Source organism: Oscillibacter sp. GMB15532 (assembly GCF_041020825.1).
Classification (GTDB): Bacteria; Bacillota; Clostridia; order Oscillospirales; family Oscillospiraceae; genus Oscillibacter.
In genome coordinates, this window is record NZ_JBEVTO010000003.1 from 24979 (window position 1) to 40835 (window position 15857).

The window sequence follows — 15857 nt, forward strand, 5'->3', positions numbered from 1 at the left end:
TTTGGCGCATAACGGTACTATTCGGCAATGCCAAGCAGTTTCTCTGCCGATGCGTAGGAATCCTGGAATTTCTGATAAAAACCGGCGTCAACTGTCTGAAGGACTGTTTCTTTGCAGGTTTCATAGCAGGCATCCCGGAATTCGGCCAGTTGCTCATCGGAGAGGGAAATGATTTCCACGCCGCTTTCCTTCAGGTTAGCCAGTACGTTGACGTTGTTGGCGGAAACCACGCCGATAGCCGCTCTTCTGGACTCGGCTGCGGCCTTTTGGACCCACCCCTGCTGCTCAGCGGTCAGATTGTCAAAGGTTTTACCGCTGATCAGGCACATGGAGGTGTTGGCCAAATGATTGGTTTGTGTTACATAGTTGACGGCCTCATACAGATTGTTCATAAAGAGCGTGTAGTTGGGGTTCTCAAAAGCGTCGATCACGCCGGTGGAAGCGGCGGAATACAGCTCGGAGAAGGAAACTGTCGTCGGCATGGCGCCCCAGGCTTTAATCATTGTCGTGTGGGCGTCGATGGACTGGACACGGATCTTCATGCCGCGGAGATCGTCGACGCGCTCTACACGCTTGTTCCAGGTGTCAAGATTGCGGAAGCCTGTGGCCATCAGGCTGAGGACGCGCATATTTCCAGCGGCCCCCAGCTGCGTATTTAATTCATCCAGAAGCGTTCCCTGGCAGACCAGATTGAAGGCGTCCAGATTATCAACGAGATAGGGAATGTCAAACACATTGAAATCGGGAACCCAGGAGGCAAGGTTGCCGCTCGCGGCGCCTAAGACGATGTCGATGCTGCCCTGAGAGCACTGCTCAACGCAGGAGGTTTCGTCGCCCAGCTGGCTGTTGGGGAAAATTTCGGCGCTCATTTCCCCGCCGGAGTAGGTTTCCAAAAAGCTCTTAAATGTACGGGCATAGCAGTTCCAGGTATTGCTGAGCATGCTGGCATCATTATCCGTATGGGAGATCTTCAAAACAATCGAAGCGCCTGCAAGGGGAAGGGATTGTGTGTCACCAATGGCGGTTGCTCCATCCGCCGTGGAGGGTCCGCCGACAGTAGGCGTGTTCTGAACGATTCCGCAGCCTGTCAGGAGCGTGGCTATCAGCAGCATTGCTAAAATGGATAGTGGTCTCTTCTTCATCGGAAGGGCTCCTTTCAAAATTGAATTTTTAAGTTCATTTTGCACTGAGGGCCTTTCAGTACCATCCCCTTTCGCAGTTACCACTACGTTCGTTCCAATTTGCGGTGCATGACTTTTTAAGCCATATTGATTGTAGTGCTTTCCGTAATGACATGGTCAAGGACAAATTTAAATGCAACTTTTGTACAAAAACACAAATTTAATAAAATTTTCCAGGAGCCTTTTGAGGGGTTTATCGTGCTTCGCCCAAAAGAAGCTTCCCCATGGGGCAGGGTTTTATGGCCGGGGCAAGAGAAGTCTCTGCCCCCTTGTTTTGACTTGAAAAGTGCTGAAGATTTACTTATAATTTACATGCTGGGCAGCAGGAATTTAGCGCTCGAAAGGTAGGGGGAGAAGGTTGGAACACTATTTTGAGGATGGAAATGAGCAAATCAGCATTGGTGAAATATCAGAGATATTCAAGGTTTCACAGCGTACATTGCGGCTGTATCACGATATGGGTTTGCTGGTACCACAATATATCAACGGTAAAAACAGCTACCGCTATTATTCCCGCAGTCAATTTCCAAGGCTGGAAAAGATCCTTCAGATGAAGGCTGCGGGACTCTCCCTCAAACAAATCAAATCCATGCTGGAGGGGCGGAATCTTTCCCTCTATGAAGCCGTGCTTAATGAGCGCATCGACGAGCTGGGTGAAAAAATTGCTCAAGACACAATGTCCCGCAACCAACTCCTTAAACAGCTCAATAGCTGTGCCCGTCTGCGAAATCCGCCGACGCAGGATGTTCCGTTCATCGAGTTTATTCCGAAGCGGTTTGCGTTTGGTTTTGATATTGAAGCATATGACCTGTATGATGACTACGGTGGCACATCCCCGTGGGAAACGGCAATGGAAAATGTGAAAAGCATCCTGACAAACAACAATCTGCCTGCGTCGCTGCTGCATCAGTCCTGTTGCTCGGTCAGTCAGCAGAATCTGATGGAGGGGCGATACATCTGTGATAAGGCGTTTCTTATTACAGACGGCCCCGTCCAGGCCACGCTGCCGCAGGTGATTATTCAACCCAGCACTTATGCGTGCAACTATCGGAACTACACGGCTTTGGACGGGCATTCCGAGAGCGTGGGATTAGATCATCTGCTGCAGTTTATTGCGGATAATCACTACCAGATCGTGGGTCCTTATTTGGGCGAGGTGGTAGCGAAGATGTCGGTTTTTGATTACAGCAACAACACAATCATGGTCAAGCTGCAAATTCCAGTCAAAATTTTGGAATAGACCCCCCCTTTGTTTTATCCTCGGTGACCCCATGCTCCGCGCCGGGAAAGGACAGATGAAAAGAAAGTGCTTGCCAAGGGGGCTCATTACATTGCTGGGCGGGGTCGTGATTTTATGGACAGCTGGCAGTCTTCCGGACGGGCTTTTTGTAGAGTGCGTCCCTGCCGGTTCAAACGTCCGAATGCGTGGTCACATAGATCGTACTTTCCCTGACCCATATAGAGCCTCGCTTCCTCCCGGCCCTTCTGGGTATAAATTTAGACAAGCGAACTCCCTTTCGGCAGGAGTTCGCTTGTCCGATTGTATTTTAGAACTTGCTTTCAGATCCTTCGTGTAAAAACGCTGCATCAACTCGGCAGCAAGTCCAAAGCCGGAAATTTACCGCCTTGTTGGCGTTTACCACGCTTCCGATTGCCTAAACGAAACTGGACAGGGTAAAGGAGCCTGCAACAGATTATCAACAGACCTTGCAATTCATATTTCTCACCCAACAGGCAAATTGATGGATCAGGCAACTCCGCATCTGGAATATAAAAGGATGAATTCAGCCGATACTAAGACTGGCTGCAACATTATTCGATAAGAAGGATGAGAGAATTGGATAAAGAAAAATGGAACCTTCATAACAGTTATATAAATCTACCCGGGATTTTTTATACGAAGCAACCCCCAACGGCTGTGCGTAGCCCAAAGCTCGTCATTTTTAATCATGCGTTGGCGGCTTCTTTAGGCGTACCTGAGCAATTAGGCGTCTTTGCCGGAAACGAACTTCCCGGCGGATCCCAGCCCATAGCGCAGGCATATGCCGGACATCAGTTTGGGTATTTTACCATGTTAGGTGACGGACGCGCGGTCCTTCTTGGGGAACAGATAACCGATTCCGGAGAGCGGTTTGATATTCAGCTAAAGGGATCCGGACCAACTCCATACTCCCGGGGCGGTGACGGACGCGCAGCCCTGGGTCCCATGCTGCGGGAATATATCATCAGTGAGGCCATGTATGCCTTGGGAATTCCAACGACCAGAAGCTTAGCGGTCGTAACAACAGGAGAAACTGTAAGGCGCGAGAAAAATCTTACTGGCGCAGTTTTAACACGTATCGCAAAAAGTCATATCCGAGTAGGAACATTTGAATACGCCGCACAGTTTGGCGCGGCAAACGATGTTCGCAGCCTGGCCGATTACACCATAACGCGTCACTTTCCAACCATTGCAGCATTTGAAAACAAATATCTGCTGCTGCTCAAAGAAGTGGTGAAACGGCAGGCGTCTTTGATTTCCAACTGGCAATTGGTTGGGTTTATTCATGGCGTGATGAATACAGATAACATGGCCATTAGCGGCGAAACGATTGATTATGGCCCTTGCGCGTTTATGGATGTTTATCGCCCGGCAACCGTTTTTAGTTCCATCGATATACACGGCCGCTACGCCTACGAAAACCAACCGAAGATGGCGGCCTGGAATTTGGCCCGCTTTGCCGAAACCTTACTGCCCCTTTTAGATGGGGATGAGAATCAGGCCGTAGGACTTGCGCAAGAAGAGGTTTCAACGTTTTGGAGCCTGTATCATCATGATTGGCTGGCGGGAATGCGGGCAAAGCTGGGTTTGCATACCGAGGAAGATGAAGATTCTCTGTTAATCAACGATTTTTTGCAGCTGATGGAACAATGCCAAGCGGACTATACAGAGACATTCAAAGCCCTAACATTGGACAGGAACGATGGCCTAAATTTGTTCTCCCACCCTGCGTATCATCAATGGCATGAACGCTGGCAAGAACGCCTTGGCCGGCAGCCACAATCGAGAAGTGAAAGCCGGGCGCTTATGAAGCGTCATAACCCTGCGATGATTCCACGAAACCATCTGGTTGAAGAAGCGCTGGATGCTGCGCAAGAGGAGGATTTCACCAAAATGCATACGCTGCTCCTTGCCTTGGAAAGTCCGTACAGCTACACTGCCGAACAAGAAGAATTTTCACAATTGCCTCCACCTGCGTCTTGTGGGTACCAGACATTTTGCGGTACTTGAGCTGCTATGCGTTCGGGTATAAGAATTAACGGGTCTAAATATTGAGGGTGATTGAGAAGAACCAAATGTGTGCAATACGAAATCGCCGCATGTTCAGGCCCGTTTTTCTTACTCTATCAGGCCGAGCAGGAAACCATATCCTTCGCGCTCCATGTCCTCTTTGGAAATAAATCGCAGCGAGGCGCTGTTGATACAGTAGCGCAAGCCCCCTGATTTTTGGGGGCCGTCAGGAAACACATGGCCCAAATGGGCATTTCCAACCCTGCTTCGTATTTCCGTTCGCATCATCCCATGGGAGGAGTCTGTTTTCTCTTGGAGGACATGGGGATCGATCGGTTTTGAAAAGCTTGGCCAGCCGCACCCCGATTCAAATTTATCACTTGATGAAAACAGGGGTTCGCCCGTAGTAATATCCACATAAATTCCGGGCGTAAACGTCTTAAAAAACTCGTTTTCAAATGGCATCTCCGTGGCATTGCGCTGTGTCACCTCATACTGCTCGGGCGTCAGCTTTTGACGCAGCGCAGCCATGTCCGGAGCTGGATACGCACTGGGATTTACGATAGCCTTTGCGGCTTTCTCAAATTGTGCTTTCCCGATATGACAATATCCGCCCGGATTCTTATTCAGATATTTTTGATGGTATTCTTCCGCTGTGCTGAAATTGCGGAGGGGAAGCACTTCAACCGCAACGGGCCTGCTGTATCGGCTTTGCAGCCTGGCAATGGAATTTTCAATTACCGGAACGTCTTCCTTGCTAACATAATAGACGCCGGTGCGGTATTGCGCACCCACATCGCCGCCTTGCCGATTGTGGGAAACCGGATCAATCGCTTCGTAGTATAAATCCAGAAGAAATTCCAGCGGGAGCACGGCGGGATCATAGGTTACTTTTACTGTCTCTGCGTGTCCCGTGTTGTAATGGCAAACCTCTTCGTAGGTGGGAGATTCGGTGTTTCCATTGGCATACCCCACCTGTGTTGCGTTCACTCCGCGGATAGAGGCAAGATATTTTTCAAGCCCCCAAAAGCATCCGCCCGCAAGATAAATTTCAGACATGCTCCACCTCCATACATTTTAATAACCCAAAATTCTTAAAGACGCATTACTTATTCTTTTCACTGCAAGCGTAAAAATACTTAAATCATTTTAAGGATATATGAGATCAGTATGAAACGAGGCCAATAACCCAACAGAATGCCTCGGTAGGCTCATAATCTGTTTGCCACCTGTTCCATATGCCTGTGATCGGTACCGCAGCAGCCGCCAAATATTTTAATATTGCTGATATCGCGCAGCTTCAACATCGCTTCGGCAAATTGTATTGGATCCGAACACTTTAAATCCATTGATTCATCCAACTCTGCATAGGACAGGGGAGAGGTGTTTGCCTGAATCCCTAAGAACCGATCTTGTACAAAGGCGGTTTGATTAAACGGCTGGGATAGTGCTTCATAAACAATGCTTGGATGTACACAGTTTGTCATATAGCAGATTGGCTTCACATCAACTGAGTGGTCTATAATCGAGATGGCGTCAGCAATGGTCGTTCCATCAATTAATTTTCCATCTTTTTGTATTGTGAAGCTGATGATATATGGCAATCCTGTTTCTGACATTGCCTGTGCCATGCCTGTCGCCTCTGGTAATGTCGGCATAATTCCTGCATATAAGAAGTCTGCCTCGGCCGCACGAAACAAATCTGCTTGCCATTTGTGGAAAATTCGGGCATCACGTTCCGCCAGTGCATGCTCCCCGGTGTAAGCATCGCCTTTGCAACCCATTAGTCCTCCGACGTACATTTCCAAATTGCTCTCTTGTTGTATCTTGCGCAAAAACTGCACATTGTCCATGATAATTGAGGAATCACAGCCTGCCTGCTCAACGCGTTCTTTATTCGCGCGGCGGGTCGGTGTTGTCGCCATAAACGGCAATTTGTATTTCATGGCAATATTCATATATTCCTGCCATAGGCTTTTCAATGCGAACCGGCCTTTTGCGTGATAAATAAGTGTGGCCATCATTAAGTGCTGATCAAATTTTAAACGATATTCACGTTTTAATCGCTCGCCCAAAGCGCCTTCCATTAAAATGCTATATCTCTGTTCGATACATGTCTTAAAATCCATATAAATCTCCTGTTATAAAAAGGCTTCTGTACTAAGGGCCTTGAAGCTGCGGCCAGACCCAACCGGGCTTGGCCGCAGCTTTTTAAAGCCCTTTATTTGCTGCGCTTTAAAATCTCACAGACCAGTTGGTACACCCGCGCCGTGGAGGGAATGCTCAGCCGCTCCCGGGCGGAGTGTACGTCGTGAAGCTCCGGGCCCATGGAGATGGCGTCCAGACCGGGCAGCTTTTCAATAAACAGGCCGCACTCCAGACCCCCGTGGGTGGCGGCGATGACGCCGTCCTTGCCGCTGATGTCTTTATAGGCCGTAAGAGCCAGCGCTCGTAGGGGGGAGGTTCGGTTGTACTGCCAGCCGGGATAGGAGCTGCGCTCCGTCACCGTGCCCCCGGCGTACTCCACGATGGCCCGGACCCGCTGGAGCAGCATGGCCTTTTGCGTGGCAATGCAAGAGCGGATCGAGAGGGTAAAGTGGAGGCCGTCCGCCTGCATCCCCATCACGCCCAAGTTTAAAGATGTCTGCACCAGACCGGGAAAATCAGCGCTCATGGCCTGAACGCCCTGAGGCAGGGGCAGAAGGACGTGGAGCACAGAAGAGGTGGCGTCGGCGCTCAGGGCGGCGGAAACCGCCTCTTTGGAACAGGTGAGGGACACGCCGTCGTCGCAGCCGGCGTACTCGTTTTTGAGGATGGTGTCAAATTCGGTGAGGAAGGACTCGAAGTCCGCCGCCCGGTCCGGCGGGACGGTTACCAAAGCGTCGTTTCGGGGGCAGATGACATTTTCAAAGCGGCCGCCCCGGATGTCCGCCAGACGCAGGCCGGGGACGCGCTCCATGGCGGAATAGAGAACCCGGCCCATGAGCTGGTTGGCGGAGCCGCGGCCTTTGTGAATCTCGCCGCCGGAATGTCCTCCCTGAAGCCCGGAAAGAGTGACGCGATAGCCAGTCTCGTCGTCCGTCGTCTCCATTTGCGCGGGCAAAAAGCAGTCCGCCCGAACGCCCCCGGCGCAGGATACGCAAAATTCTCCCTCCTCCTCGGAGTCCAGATTCAGGAGCTTTCGTCCCTTCAAATCGGAACAGTCCAGTGCAAACGCGCCGCCCATGCCCGTTTCCTCGTCCACAGTGAAAAGTGCCTCCAAAGGCGGGTGGGGTAAGGTGTCGTCCGCCAGAATGGCCAGAATCATGGCCACGGCGATGCAGTTGTCTCCGCCCAACGAGGTGCCCCTGGCCCACAGGAATTCACCGTCGGTTTCCAAATCCAGCCCCTCCACGGACATGTCTTTGGTGCAGCCCTCCGCCACGGCGCAGACCATGTCCATGTGGCCCTGTAAAATGAGGGGCTCGGCGTGCTCGTAGCCGGGGGAAGCATCCTTCCAGATGATCAGGTTGTTGCAGGCCTCCTGCCGGTAGCGCAGTCCCAGGTCCCGGGCAAAGCCCGCGCAGAGGTCACTGATATGCTTTGTGTTGCCGCTGCCGTGGGGGACGGCGCAGAGCTTTTCAAAGTAGCTGAATACGTCCTGGGGCTTGTAGTCTGATAGCAAAGACATGTCGATCCTTCTTTCTAACAAGGCAGCCCATGCTTTCGCATGGGCTGCACAGTCAATTATTCTGCCGGGAGCTCCTCAGTGGTGCTCAGGCCAAATTCGTCCGTGATTCCTTCGTCGCTAGGCGCCTCTTCCTCGGAGGGAGCGGCTACGAACTCAGAGAGATAGGCCTCCTCGGGCAGTCCCGCCAGAAGGGCCGGCAGGTTGAGAATAATGCCGTCCATCTTGCGGGGCAGGGTCAGAGACACTTCCTGTGTCTCTTCCGCGCCGCCCTTTTCCTGGGTGATTTCCAGAGTCATGGAAAACTTCTGCCCGATCCAGATGGACATACCCCGTTCCTTATCATAGAGTTTGGCCACCTGCTCGTCATTCACATAGACCTCGACCTTATAGGGGGTTTCATAGGTCTGACCGTTGTATTCCAGACGCTTGCTGTCCATATACACGGTGTGTCCGCGGCCGATGATGGTCATGCTGTACGCAATGACAGCCAAAAGCAGCACGGCGCCCACACGGAACAGGAGAGTGCGCATAGGTATCTTTTTCACTGGCTCTCCTCCTCACGTTGCGCAAGCTGTAGCTGTTGTCCGATTTTCCCCTTGGCCATGCGCTTTTTCATCTCATACATCACAAGGGCAATGGTGATGACACCATAGGAGGCAAATACGCGGAAGTATTCACCGATCATGGAGTCGCCCGTTACCTTTGCGCCCGTGGCCGGAGCCACGATGAACATGGTATGGAACAAGATAACGCCCAGAAACACATTCCTGATGGATGCCTTGTCCACGGACGCGCCGCCCACCAGCAGCGCCGCAATGCAGAACATACCGATCTGCTTGTGGGAGCTGTAAGTAGAGATGTTGCCCATGTTTTGCAGATAGATGACCATGCCAAGACCGGCAAATACGGTGGACATGACAATGGCGACGATGCGGGTGCGCTCCACCTTGATGCCCGCGTCCCGGGCCACGTCCATATTCTGACCCACAGCGCGCATGTCCTGGCCCAGCTTCGTTTTGCGGAACCAGACGATGAACAGGCAAAAAAGAGCAATGACCACAAGGGTTAGTACGGGAATCTTGACGGCGCCGATATGGATGGCGCCCAAGTTGTCCAGAGATTGCCGCATATGCAGCAGGCTCACCGTATTGCGGATGCCGTATCCCCGGGGGAGCTTCAGGGTGGAGTGGAGGATGGGAATGACAGGCCCCATCATGAACAGCACCAAAAGCTGATACAAGCCGTCCACAAAGAAGGCGATCATGTAGCTGGTGATCATTTCCTTGCCCTTGGCCCGGTTAAGAATCTGTCCGCAGAAGACCCCCAGCAGGACGGAAATGGGAATCGAGAGGATCATGGCCAGAACAATGCCGGGGATGCCCCAGACTTGCCAGTCGGCTGTGAAGATCAGAGCGATCTCCGCAGCCATGGCGCCTAATGTCATGGCAAAGTTGAGGCCCATGCCCGCCATGATGGGGAAGATGAGACAGAGAATCAGAAACGCGTTCCGGCCCAGCCGGGTCATGATTTCGTTGACCAGATATCCGGGGGAAAAGCCGGAAACGGGAATGCAGACGGCGCAAATCAGAATGAACATGATTGGCACGCTGTTATTTTGAATCAGCTCAACAAAGCTACTGCCGCCTGTCTTCTTTGGCTTCATACTCATTTCGCCCCCTCCGTCTTTCTGGTCAGAGCATACAGAATCATCCCGTTGGAGACGATGATGCGGATGACCTCGCTCATGTCCATATGGATGGCAGCGTTCATGACGGTCGGCGTCATGGTGATGATGCCCTGAAACAGAAACGTTCCGATGATAACGTTGGCAATGCTTGCCTTGTTGACCGATGCGCCGCCGATGAGGATGGCAGACACCGCGGGGATGGCCATGTTGAACGGGGCCATATAGAGCTGGATAAAACCGAAGCCCTGCTGATAGACCAAGATACCCACCGCGGCCAGCCATGTGGACATGATGACGGAAAGCATTCTCGTCCTGTCAATGTTGATGCCCGAGGCCTTGGCAAAGAAGGGATTGGAACCCACGGCGGTCATGGCGGTGCCGGCCTTGGTGTGCAGGAACGCCCACATCAAAAATGCCAGCACGGCAAAAAACAGCAGCGAGCCCGTAGGAATGGAGAGGTGCCCGATATTGATTTGCAGGAAATTGGCCAACACCTTGTCGTAAAAGCCCTCCAGCGAGATGGTGGTACGCAGGCCTTTGCCGGACAGGCCCCAAACCATGGTGGGGCTGGTGTATGGAAGCAGAAGCCACATCATGCACATGAAAGATACCGAGGAGAAGCCAACGTAGGTGGCGATCATCATTTCGCCGCCCTTGATGCGGTTGAGAAGCCAGCCGTATCCGCCGCCGGAAAGCAGAGCGAAGGGCGTGGCGATTACGATGGCCATGACGAAGCTCATGCCGCCGGTAAAGCCGAACTGGATGGACATAGTGCCGCCCAGAAGGCCGGAGATGATGCCCAGAGGCAGACCGAAGTTCAGTCCGCAGCCGGAGTGCACCATCGGTACCATGGCCAGCACCAGCACCGCGTTCCAACTGAAGCGGTTGATGGTATTGGTAAGCTGGGTAGTGAAATCGGCGCCGACGAGGGGCGCCATGATGAACAGGAACAGAAGAAATCCGGCGATGATCAACCTCGGCAGGCCGAAGTTGTCAGCCAGTTCCCGAAATTTTGTCTTGTTTCCAAGGGTAATGGCTTCGTTTGCAGTTTTGCCCATGTTGCGTTCCTCCTTATTTAACCTGGCTGACCATCAGCAGACCAAATTCCTCGGAGGATTCGGTCGCCGGCAGGATTCCGGCAATTTTGCCGCCCGAAACGATGGCGATGCGGTCACAGGCCATCCGTAGCTCCTCAAGCTCCGAGGAGATCATGACGACCGTCACGCCGTGCTCCCGGTTAAAGTTTTTCAAGGCGTCCAGCACCAGGGATTTCGCGCCTACGTCGATGCCGCGCGTAGGCTCGGATACAAACAGGAATTTGGGGCTGAGGGCAAAGGCCTTTGCCAGACAAATCTTTTGCTGATTGCCGCCGGAGAGTTCCTTCGCCTTTTGGGTGGAGCTGGTGCACTTGATGGCCAGCTCACCGATATATTTTTTCGTTACCTCGTGGATGGCCTTTTCATCCCGCCAGGAGATGAGGCCGCCCAGATATTTCTTGAGAAACTTGTCCTGAATCTGCATAGCAGAAAACGCCACGTTCCACTCTAAGGATTCGTCCAGCAGCAATCCCACGTCCCGCCGGTCCTCGGAGACAAAGGCCAAAGACGCGTCCAGGCACTTTCGGGGACTGTTGAGGGGAATCGGCCTGCCGTTAAACTCCACGGAGCCGCCCGCCTCATAAAGCCCCATAATCCCGTTGGGAATGCCCAGCTTGCCCTGTCCGGCCAAGCCGCCGATGCCCAGAATCTCGCCCTCCCGGATGTCCAGATTGACGTTGCGCACAGTTTCACCCGACATATCGACCCACAGGTTGCGGATGGACATGATGGTTTTGGCGTTGGGGTCGATGCGGATGTCCTCCCTGACGGAGGCCTGCACATTGCGGCCCACCATCCACTTGGTGATGTCGGTGATGTCCGTCTCCTTGGAGGGAACGTCCTTGACCACATAGCCGTCCCGCATGATGATTACCTTGTCGCAGACGTTCAAAATCTCATGGAGCCGGTGGGTGATGAAAATGATGGCGATGCCGCTGGCGGCCATATTGCGGATAGACGTCAGTAAGGCCTCGGCCTCCTTTTCTGTCAAAACAGCGGTGGGCTCATCCAGAATCAGCAGCTTCAGATGCCCCTTGCTCAGCTCGCGGGCGATTTCGGTAAATTGCTTATGGCCCACGGGCATGTCGCTGATGGACATGTCGGCATCAATCTCAACGCCCATTTTTTCGATGGCCTCCCGGGAAAGCGCGGCCATCTGCTTATAGTCCAAGGTGTCCAGACGGTCTCCAAAAACCTCGGAGATCACATTCTTTTTCTTGGGCTCGCGGTTGAGCAGGATGTTTTCGGAGGCGGAAAAGCCGGGGATCAGGGAGAATTCCTGATGCACCATGCCGATGCCCGCCGCCAGAGCGTCAAAGGGCGTGGAGAAGCTGACCTTTTCGCCGCTGACCAGAACGTCGCCGCCGTAGCCGCCGGTTTCCCGGATGACATCCATGCCGAAGAGAATCTTCATCAGGGTGCTCTTACCGGCGCCGTTTTCGCCCACGAGGCCCATGACCTCGCCGGCCTGCAATGTAAAATTGATGTCCGTCAGGACTTGGTTTCCGAAAAAATCCTTCTTGATATTCCGTACTTCCAGCAGGGGGGTGCTATTATTCATCATAGTCGTACCTCGCCTAAAACAGCGGGGGGAGGGATCTACCCTCCCCCCGCTGTCCGAACTTGTTATTTTGAGTGGGAAAATTACTTGACGGTGAAGTATTTCTCGGGAACCTCAACCTGCGCGTTGCCCATGAAGTGGCCCGGATCACCCATGATATAGGTGTCCTGATACACCAGGAACACGTTGTCGGCCTTGACGCCGGTTTCCACGTTGGTGTAGTTGGAGCCGCTCCACTCCGCCTTGGGGGAGAAGACCTGATAGGCCTTGGCAATATCGTCGATGTCGCGGAGCTCGCTCTCGCCGTTGATGACGTTCAAAGCGTGCTGGGCAAGGCCTGCGGCGGTCGTATAGCCATAGGAGTAGGCCCAGGTGCCAAAGTGACCGGCGCCGCCCTTTTCATTGATGGTGGATTCCACCTTGGCCAGAATCTTCTCAAAGTCGCCGGCCTCGGCGGTCAGGTCGATGCCAAGAGCCCCGGGATAGCCCAGCAGGGGAGAGGGAAGGTCGGCCTCGATGAAGTATCCGCCGTATTCCATCAGCTGCTTGAGCAGAGGCTCGGTGTGGGCGTCGTTGGTGCAGAAGTAAGCGGCGTTTTCACCATACTTGCCGACCCACTCGGGAACCTTCTCCAGAATGTAAGCCTGCGCGCCGGCGACGCCGACGTCGGAGGTGGGATCGGGAGCGGTTTCCATGACGAACTCCATGCCGAATTCCTTGCAGGCTTCCTTCATGACGGCCACGCGGCGGCTCATAGTCTCATAAGCCATATGGCGGGGGAAGGAGATATGTACGAAGGTATCGCAGCCTAGCTCGTGAGCGGTGCGGATGATCAGGTAGCCACGGGCCACAAAGTCATTGTTGCAGACCAAGTCGGCAGCGCTGCCGATCTCGGGCAGGTCTTCGTGGGACTCGCCGGCGATGCAGAGGATGTCGGGGCGGCTCTCTTTGATCTTACGGAAGGCCTCGGTGGTGCCGGGGACAGACTGGTTGACAATGATGGCCTTCATGTCGGGATCATCGGACAGGTTGACGATGGTCTGAATGGTGGTCTCCAGCTCTTCGGTGAAGTTGTCGGGATAGATGGCCAGCTTGACCATATCCTCGCCATACATGTCACGGAAGGCCTCGGCGCCGCGGCGGTCGTCCTCAGCCTGAGAGACGGAACCGGTGACGATACCGATGTGGACGTTCTGGGCATCGGAGCCCTGAGAGCCGGAGGACTGTGGGGCGGAAGATTGAGAGTTGCTGGGAGTAGTGCCGCAGCCGGCAAGTGCGAGGAGCATGGTGGTCGCAAGCAAGATACTGACTAGCTTCTTCTTCATTTCTAACCTCCAAAATCTTAATTAGCAAGGGACACGGGGACTTTTATATTTTATCATGTGTTCATAGATTGTCAACAGTTCACAAAATGTTAGTTTTTATGGAACTTCCTTTTATAGAAACTAGCAAAATCAAAAAAACGGCTGCTTTTGTGCATGTAAATAAGCTGCGTTTTTTCCCGCTTTTGCGCACCATTACAGGCTTTTTGACGAAATCGGACCTCCCTCCTCCAGTGGAAATCGACCTTTTCGGGCAGTGCCTCGCGACACGTTTGCTTCAAAAAAGTTTTTCTAATTCCGTTGTTTTTAACAATTGAAAGAACGCGCTGTAACAAAAAACCATACGAAACGGCAAAAGCACAGAGACGGGAATTTTGGCGGCAGTGTCTGTCCGTTCTGGCTGAAACCTGAGGGAACTTCCAGATACGTCCATCCAACGCTGCAAACAGTCGAAACCATAGGGACATGCCTGCGTTTTCTGTTCATGAAAAAGGGCGGCAGCACCTGCTGCCGCCCTTCTCTGATTGAATCGCAGGTTACCGCATCCACACAAGACGGGCTTCATGCACATAGTATGAACTATTCTTACGGACTATGAAGGTAAGGAGTCTCTTATGATCAATCTTTCTCTGATACATGTTTCATATCTGGTGCTTATTGTGATATTCCTGATAGTCATGGCTTGCAAAAAAAGCATTGTGATTCCCTGTGCTCTTGGCATCGTGTTCCTGGGAGCAATCGTCACCAGAAGTCCAATTGGTGCGATTCAGACCTTGTTTAACGCGTTAGTCTGGGCAGGCTCAGAGTTTTTGGGAATTATTGTGGTCATTGCACTGGTGGTGGCCATGAGCCGGTCCCTCATCTCCATTGGCGCGGATCGAATCCTGATTTTTTCGCTGAGGCATTGGATGGGAGGGCCCAGATCGGCTTTCTTTATTCTTGGGGTTGTGATGTTTGTTGTCTCCATTTGTGTATGGCCATCCCCCGCAGTGGCACTGGTGGGCACGCTGCTGCTGCCAATGGCGGTAAGAACTGGAATGCCCGTTCTTTGGGCGGCGGTTGTTATGAATATATTTGGACACGGGATGGCACTGTCGGGTGACTTTTTTATTCAGGGCGCACCGACAATTACTGCCAAAGCAGCCGGTACGGATGTTGGAGCCATCATGTCCCAGTCGGTGCCGCTGTGGGCCATTATGTGTGTGGTAACGGCGGTAGCGGCCTTTCTATGCTACTGCCGGGATATGCGCGCCGCCCCCGTGCAGGCAGTTGATACGGCAGCCGTTCAAATGGAGGCTGTGGGGCGGTTTGCACCGCTGATGGCTGTGCTGACGCCAGTCGTCTATCTGGGAAATATCGCCGCCATGCTGGCATTTAAGCTTCAGGGCGGAGATGCCACGGCGCTGGTCGGTGGGTCTGCACTGCTTTTGCTGGTGCTGTGCGCATGCCTTGATAAGGGTGTTTCTCACGCGCTTGACGATGTGGGGGATTATCTGAAGGAGGGCTTTGGCTTCAGCATAAAAATCTTTGCCCCGGTCATTGTCATTGGCGGTTTCTTTTTCTTAGGAGGAGAAGGCGGCAGTCAGGCGGTGTTTGGCAGTCAGATGACAGGCATTTTAAGCGACATTGGCGAGTATATTGCGGAAAATGTTCCGGTAAATCGTTTTTCCGCAATTGCCACGCAAGCTGCGGTGGCGGTCATTACAGGGCTGGATGGGTCCGGCTTTTCAGGGCTTCCCCTTGTAGGGGCAACTGCCAAAACGTTTGCGGATGCCCTGCCGCTGAACAAAGAGGTGCTGGCGTCCATGGGGCAGATTATCACCATCTGGGTTGGCGGCGGTACCCTGATTCCGTGGGCGGTTGTTCCGGTTGCGGCTATTTGTGATGTAAGTCCGGTGGAACTGGTGCGTAAAAACTTTGTTCCGGTGATCTGCGGATTAGTATCCGTTGCGATTGCAACGTTTTTCTTGCTGTAACCCTGTCACAGGAAGCTGACGCTGCCCGGTCTATCAACGGGGCCCTTTCGTAGCGCTACCATCCGCATCAGAACACAAATAAGACGGCCCTC

The 15857-nt window shown here is 52.9% G+C and carries 12 protein-coding genes; 3 read left to right on the forward strand and 9 right to left on the reverse strand.

Going from position 1 to position 15857, the window contains the following annotated elements:
- Positions 1 to 17 precede the first annotated feature (17 nt).
- Positions 18 to 1142, reverse strand: coding sequence for a TRAP transporter substrate-binding protein DctP (gene dctP, locus ABVS15_RS04485; protein ID WP_369282560.1), 1125 nt, complete (start codon positions 1140 to 1142; stop codon positions 18 to 20).
- 397 nt (positions 1143 to 1539) lie between these two features.
- On the opposite strand from dctP, the gene ABVS15_RS04490 reads away from it, so the two are divergent.
- Together ABVS15_RS04490 and ABVS15_RS04495 are read left to right on the forward strand one after the other, a co-directional pair.
- The gene (locus tag ABVS15_RS04490; RefSeq protein ID WP_369282561.1) at positions 1540 to 2421 is read left to right on the forward strand and encodes a MerR family transcriptional regulator; all 882 of its coding nucleotides are present in this window, start codon (positions 1540 to 1542) and stop codon (positions 2419 to 2421) included.
- A 588-nt stretch (positions 2422 to 3009) separates the two neighbouring features.
- Positions 3010 to 4452, forward strand: coding sequence for a YdiU family protein (locus ABVS15_RS04495; RefSeq protein ID WP_369282562.1), 1443 nt, complete (start codon positions 3010 to 3012; stop codon positions 4450 to 4452).
- 108 nt (positions 4453 to 4560) lie between these two features.
- Here the strand turns inward: ABVS15_RS04495 and msrB are convergent, their stop codons facing one another.
- The 8 genes from msrB to ABVS15_RS04535 all read right to left on the reverse strand — a co-directional run bounded on the left by msrB (position 4561) and on the right by ABVS15_RS04535 (position 13792).
- Positions 4561 to 5511, reverse strand: coding sequence for a peptide-methionine (R)-S-oxide reductase MsrB (gene msrB / locus ABVS15_RS04500; RefSeq protein ID WP_369282563.1), 951 nt, complete (start codon positions 5509 to 5511; stop codon positions 4561 to 4563).
- A gap of 152 nt (positions 5512 to 5663) precedes the next feature.
- Entirely contained in the window at positions 5664 to 6581 is a 918-nt protein-coding gene (locus ABVS15_RS04505) for a homocysteine S-methyltransferase family protein (protein ID WP_369282564.1), read from the reverse strand.
- Positions 6582 to 6673: 92 nt separating this feature from the next.
- Positions 6674 to 8122, reverse strand: coding sequence for an aminoacyl-histidine dipeptidase (locus tag ABVS15_RS04510; protein ID WP_369282565.1), 1449 nt, complete (start codon positions 8120 to 8122; stop codon positions 6674 to 6676).
- A gap of 56 nt (positions 8123 to 8178) precedes the next feature.
- Positions 8179 to 8667: a DUF6672 family protein gene (locus tag ABVS15_RS04515; protein ID WP_369282566.1), complete on the reverse strand. Its 489-nt coding sequence runs from the start codon at positions 8665 to 8667 to the stop codon at positions 8179 to 8181.
- Positions 8664 to 9785, reverse strand: a complete 1122-nt coding sequence (locus ABVS15_RS04520) for an ABC transporter permease (protein WP_369282567.1) — start codon at positions 9783 to 9785, stop codon at positions 8664 to 8666. Before ABVS15_RS04520 ends, ABVS15_RS04515 begins: the two co-directional genes overlap by 4 nt.
- A 2-nt stretch (positions 9786 to 9787) precedes the next feature.
- Positions 9788 to 10867, reverse strand: coding sequence for an ABC transporter permease (locus ABVS15_RS04525; protein ID WP_369282568.1), 1080 nt, complete (start codon positions 10865 to 10867; stop codon positions 9788 to 9790).
- Positions 10868 to 10880: 13 nt separating this feature from the next.
- Positions 10881 to 12470, reverse strand: a complete 1590-nt coding sequence (locus ABVS15_RS04530) for a sugar ABC transporter ATP-binding protein (RefSeq protein WP_369282569.1) — start codon at positions 12468 to 12470, stop codon at positions 10881 to 10883.
- 80 nt (positions 12471 to 12550) lie between these two features.
- Positions 12551 to 13792, reverse strand: coding sequence for a DUF3798 domain-containing protein (locus ABVS15_RS04535; RefSeq protein WP_369282570.1), 1242 nt, complete (start codon positions 13790 to 13792; stop codon positions 12551 to 12553).
- Between the two features lie 611 nt (positions 13793 to 14403).
- Here ABVS15_RS04535 and ABVS15_RS04540 point away from each other — a divergent pair.
- A complete protein-coding gene (locus ABVS15_RS04540; protein ID WP_369282571.1) occupies positions 14404 to 15765 on the forward strand; it encodes a hypothetical protein in 1362 nt (453 codons plus the stop codon).
- The last annotated feature ends 92 nt before the right edge of the window (positions 15766 to 15857 follow it).

Bases quoted from the DNA above. Each gene is read 5' to 3' on its own strand.
- dctP (WP_369282560.1), bottom strand. From the start codon at position 1,142: ATGAAGAAGAGACCACTATCCATTTTAGCAATGCTGCTGATAGCCACG.
- ABVS15_RS04540 (WP_369282571.1), top strand. From the start codon at position 14,404: ATGATCAATCTTTCTCTGATACATGTTTCATATCTGGTGCTTATTGTG.
- ABVS15_RS04520 (WP_369282567.1), bottom strand. From the start codon at position 9,785: ATGAAGCCAAAGAAGACAGGCGGCAGTAGCTTTGTTGAGCTGATTCAA.
- ABVS15_RS04525 (WP_369282568.1), bottom strand. From the start codon at position 10,867: ATGGGCAAAACTGCAAACGAAGCCATTACCCTTGGAAACAAGACAAAA.
- msrB (WP_369282563.1), bottom strand. From the start codon at position 5,511: ATGTCTGAAATTTATCTTGCGGGCGGATGCTTTTGGGGGCTTGAAAAA.
- ABVS15_RS04505 (WP_369282564.1), bottom strand. From the start codon at position 6,581: ATGGATTTTAAGACATGTATCGAACAGAGATATAGCATTTTAATGGAA.
- ABVS15_RS04510 (WP_369282565.1), bottom strand. From the start codon at position 8,122: ATGTCTTTGCTATCAGACTACAAGCCCCAGGACGTATTCAGCTACTTT.
- ABVS15_RS04495 (WP_369282562.1), top strand. From the start codon at position 3,010: ATGAGAGAATTGGATAAAGAAAAATGGAACCTTCATAACAGTTATATA.
- ABVS15_RS04535 (WP_369282570.1), bottom strand. From the start codon at position 13,792: ATGAAGAAGAAGCTAGTCAGTATCTTGCTTGCGACCACCATGCTCCTC.
- ABVS15_RS04530 (WP_369282569.1), bottom strand. From the start codon at position 12,470: ATGATGAATAATAGCACCCCCCTGCTGGAAGTACGGAATATCAAGAAG.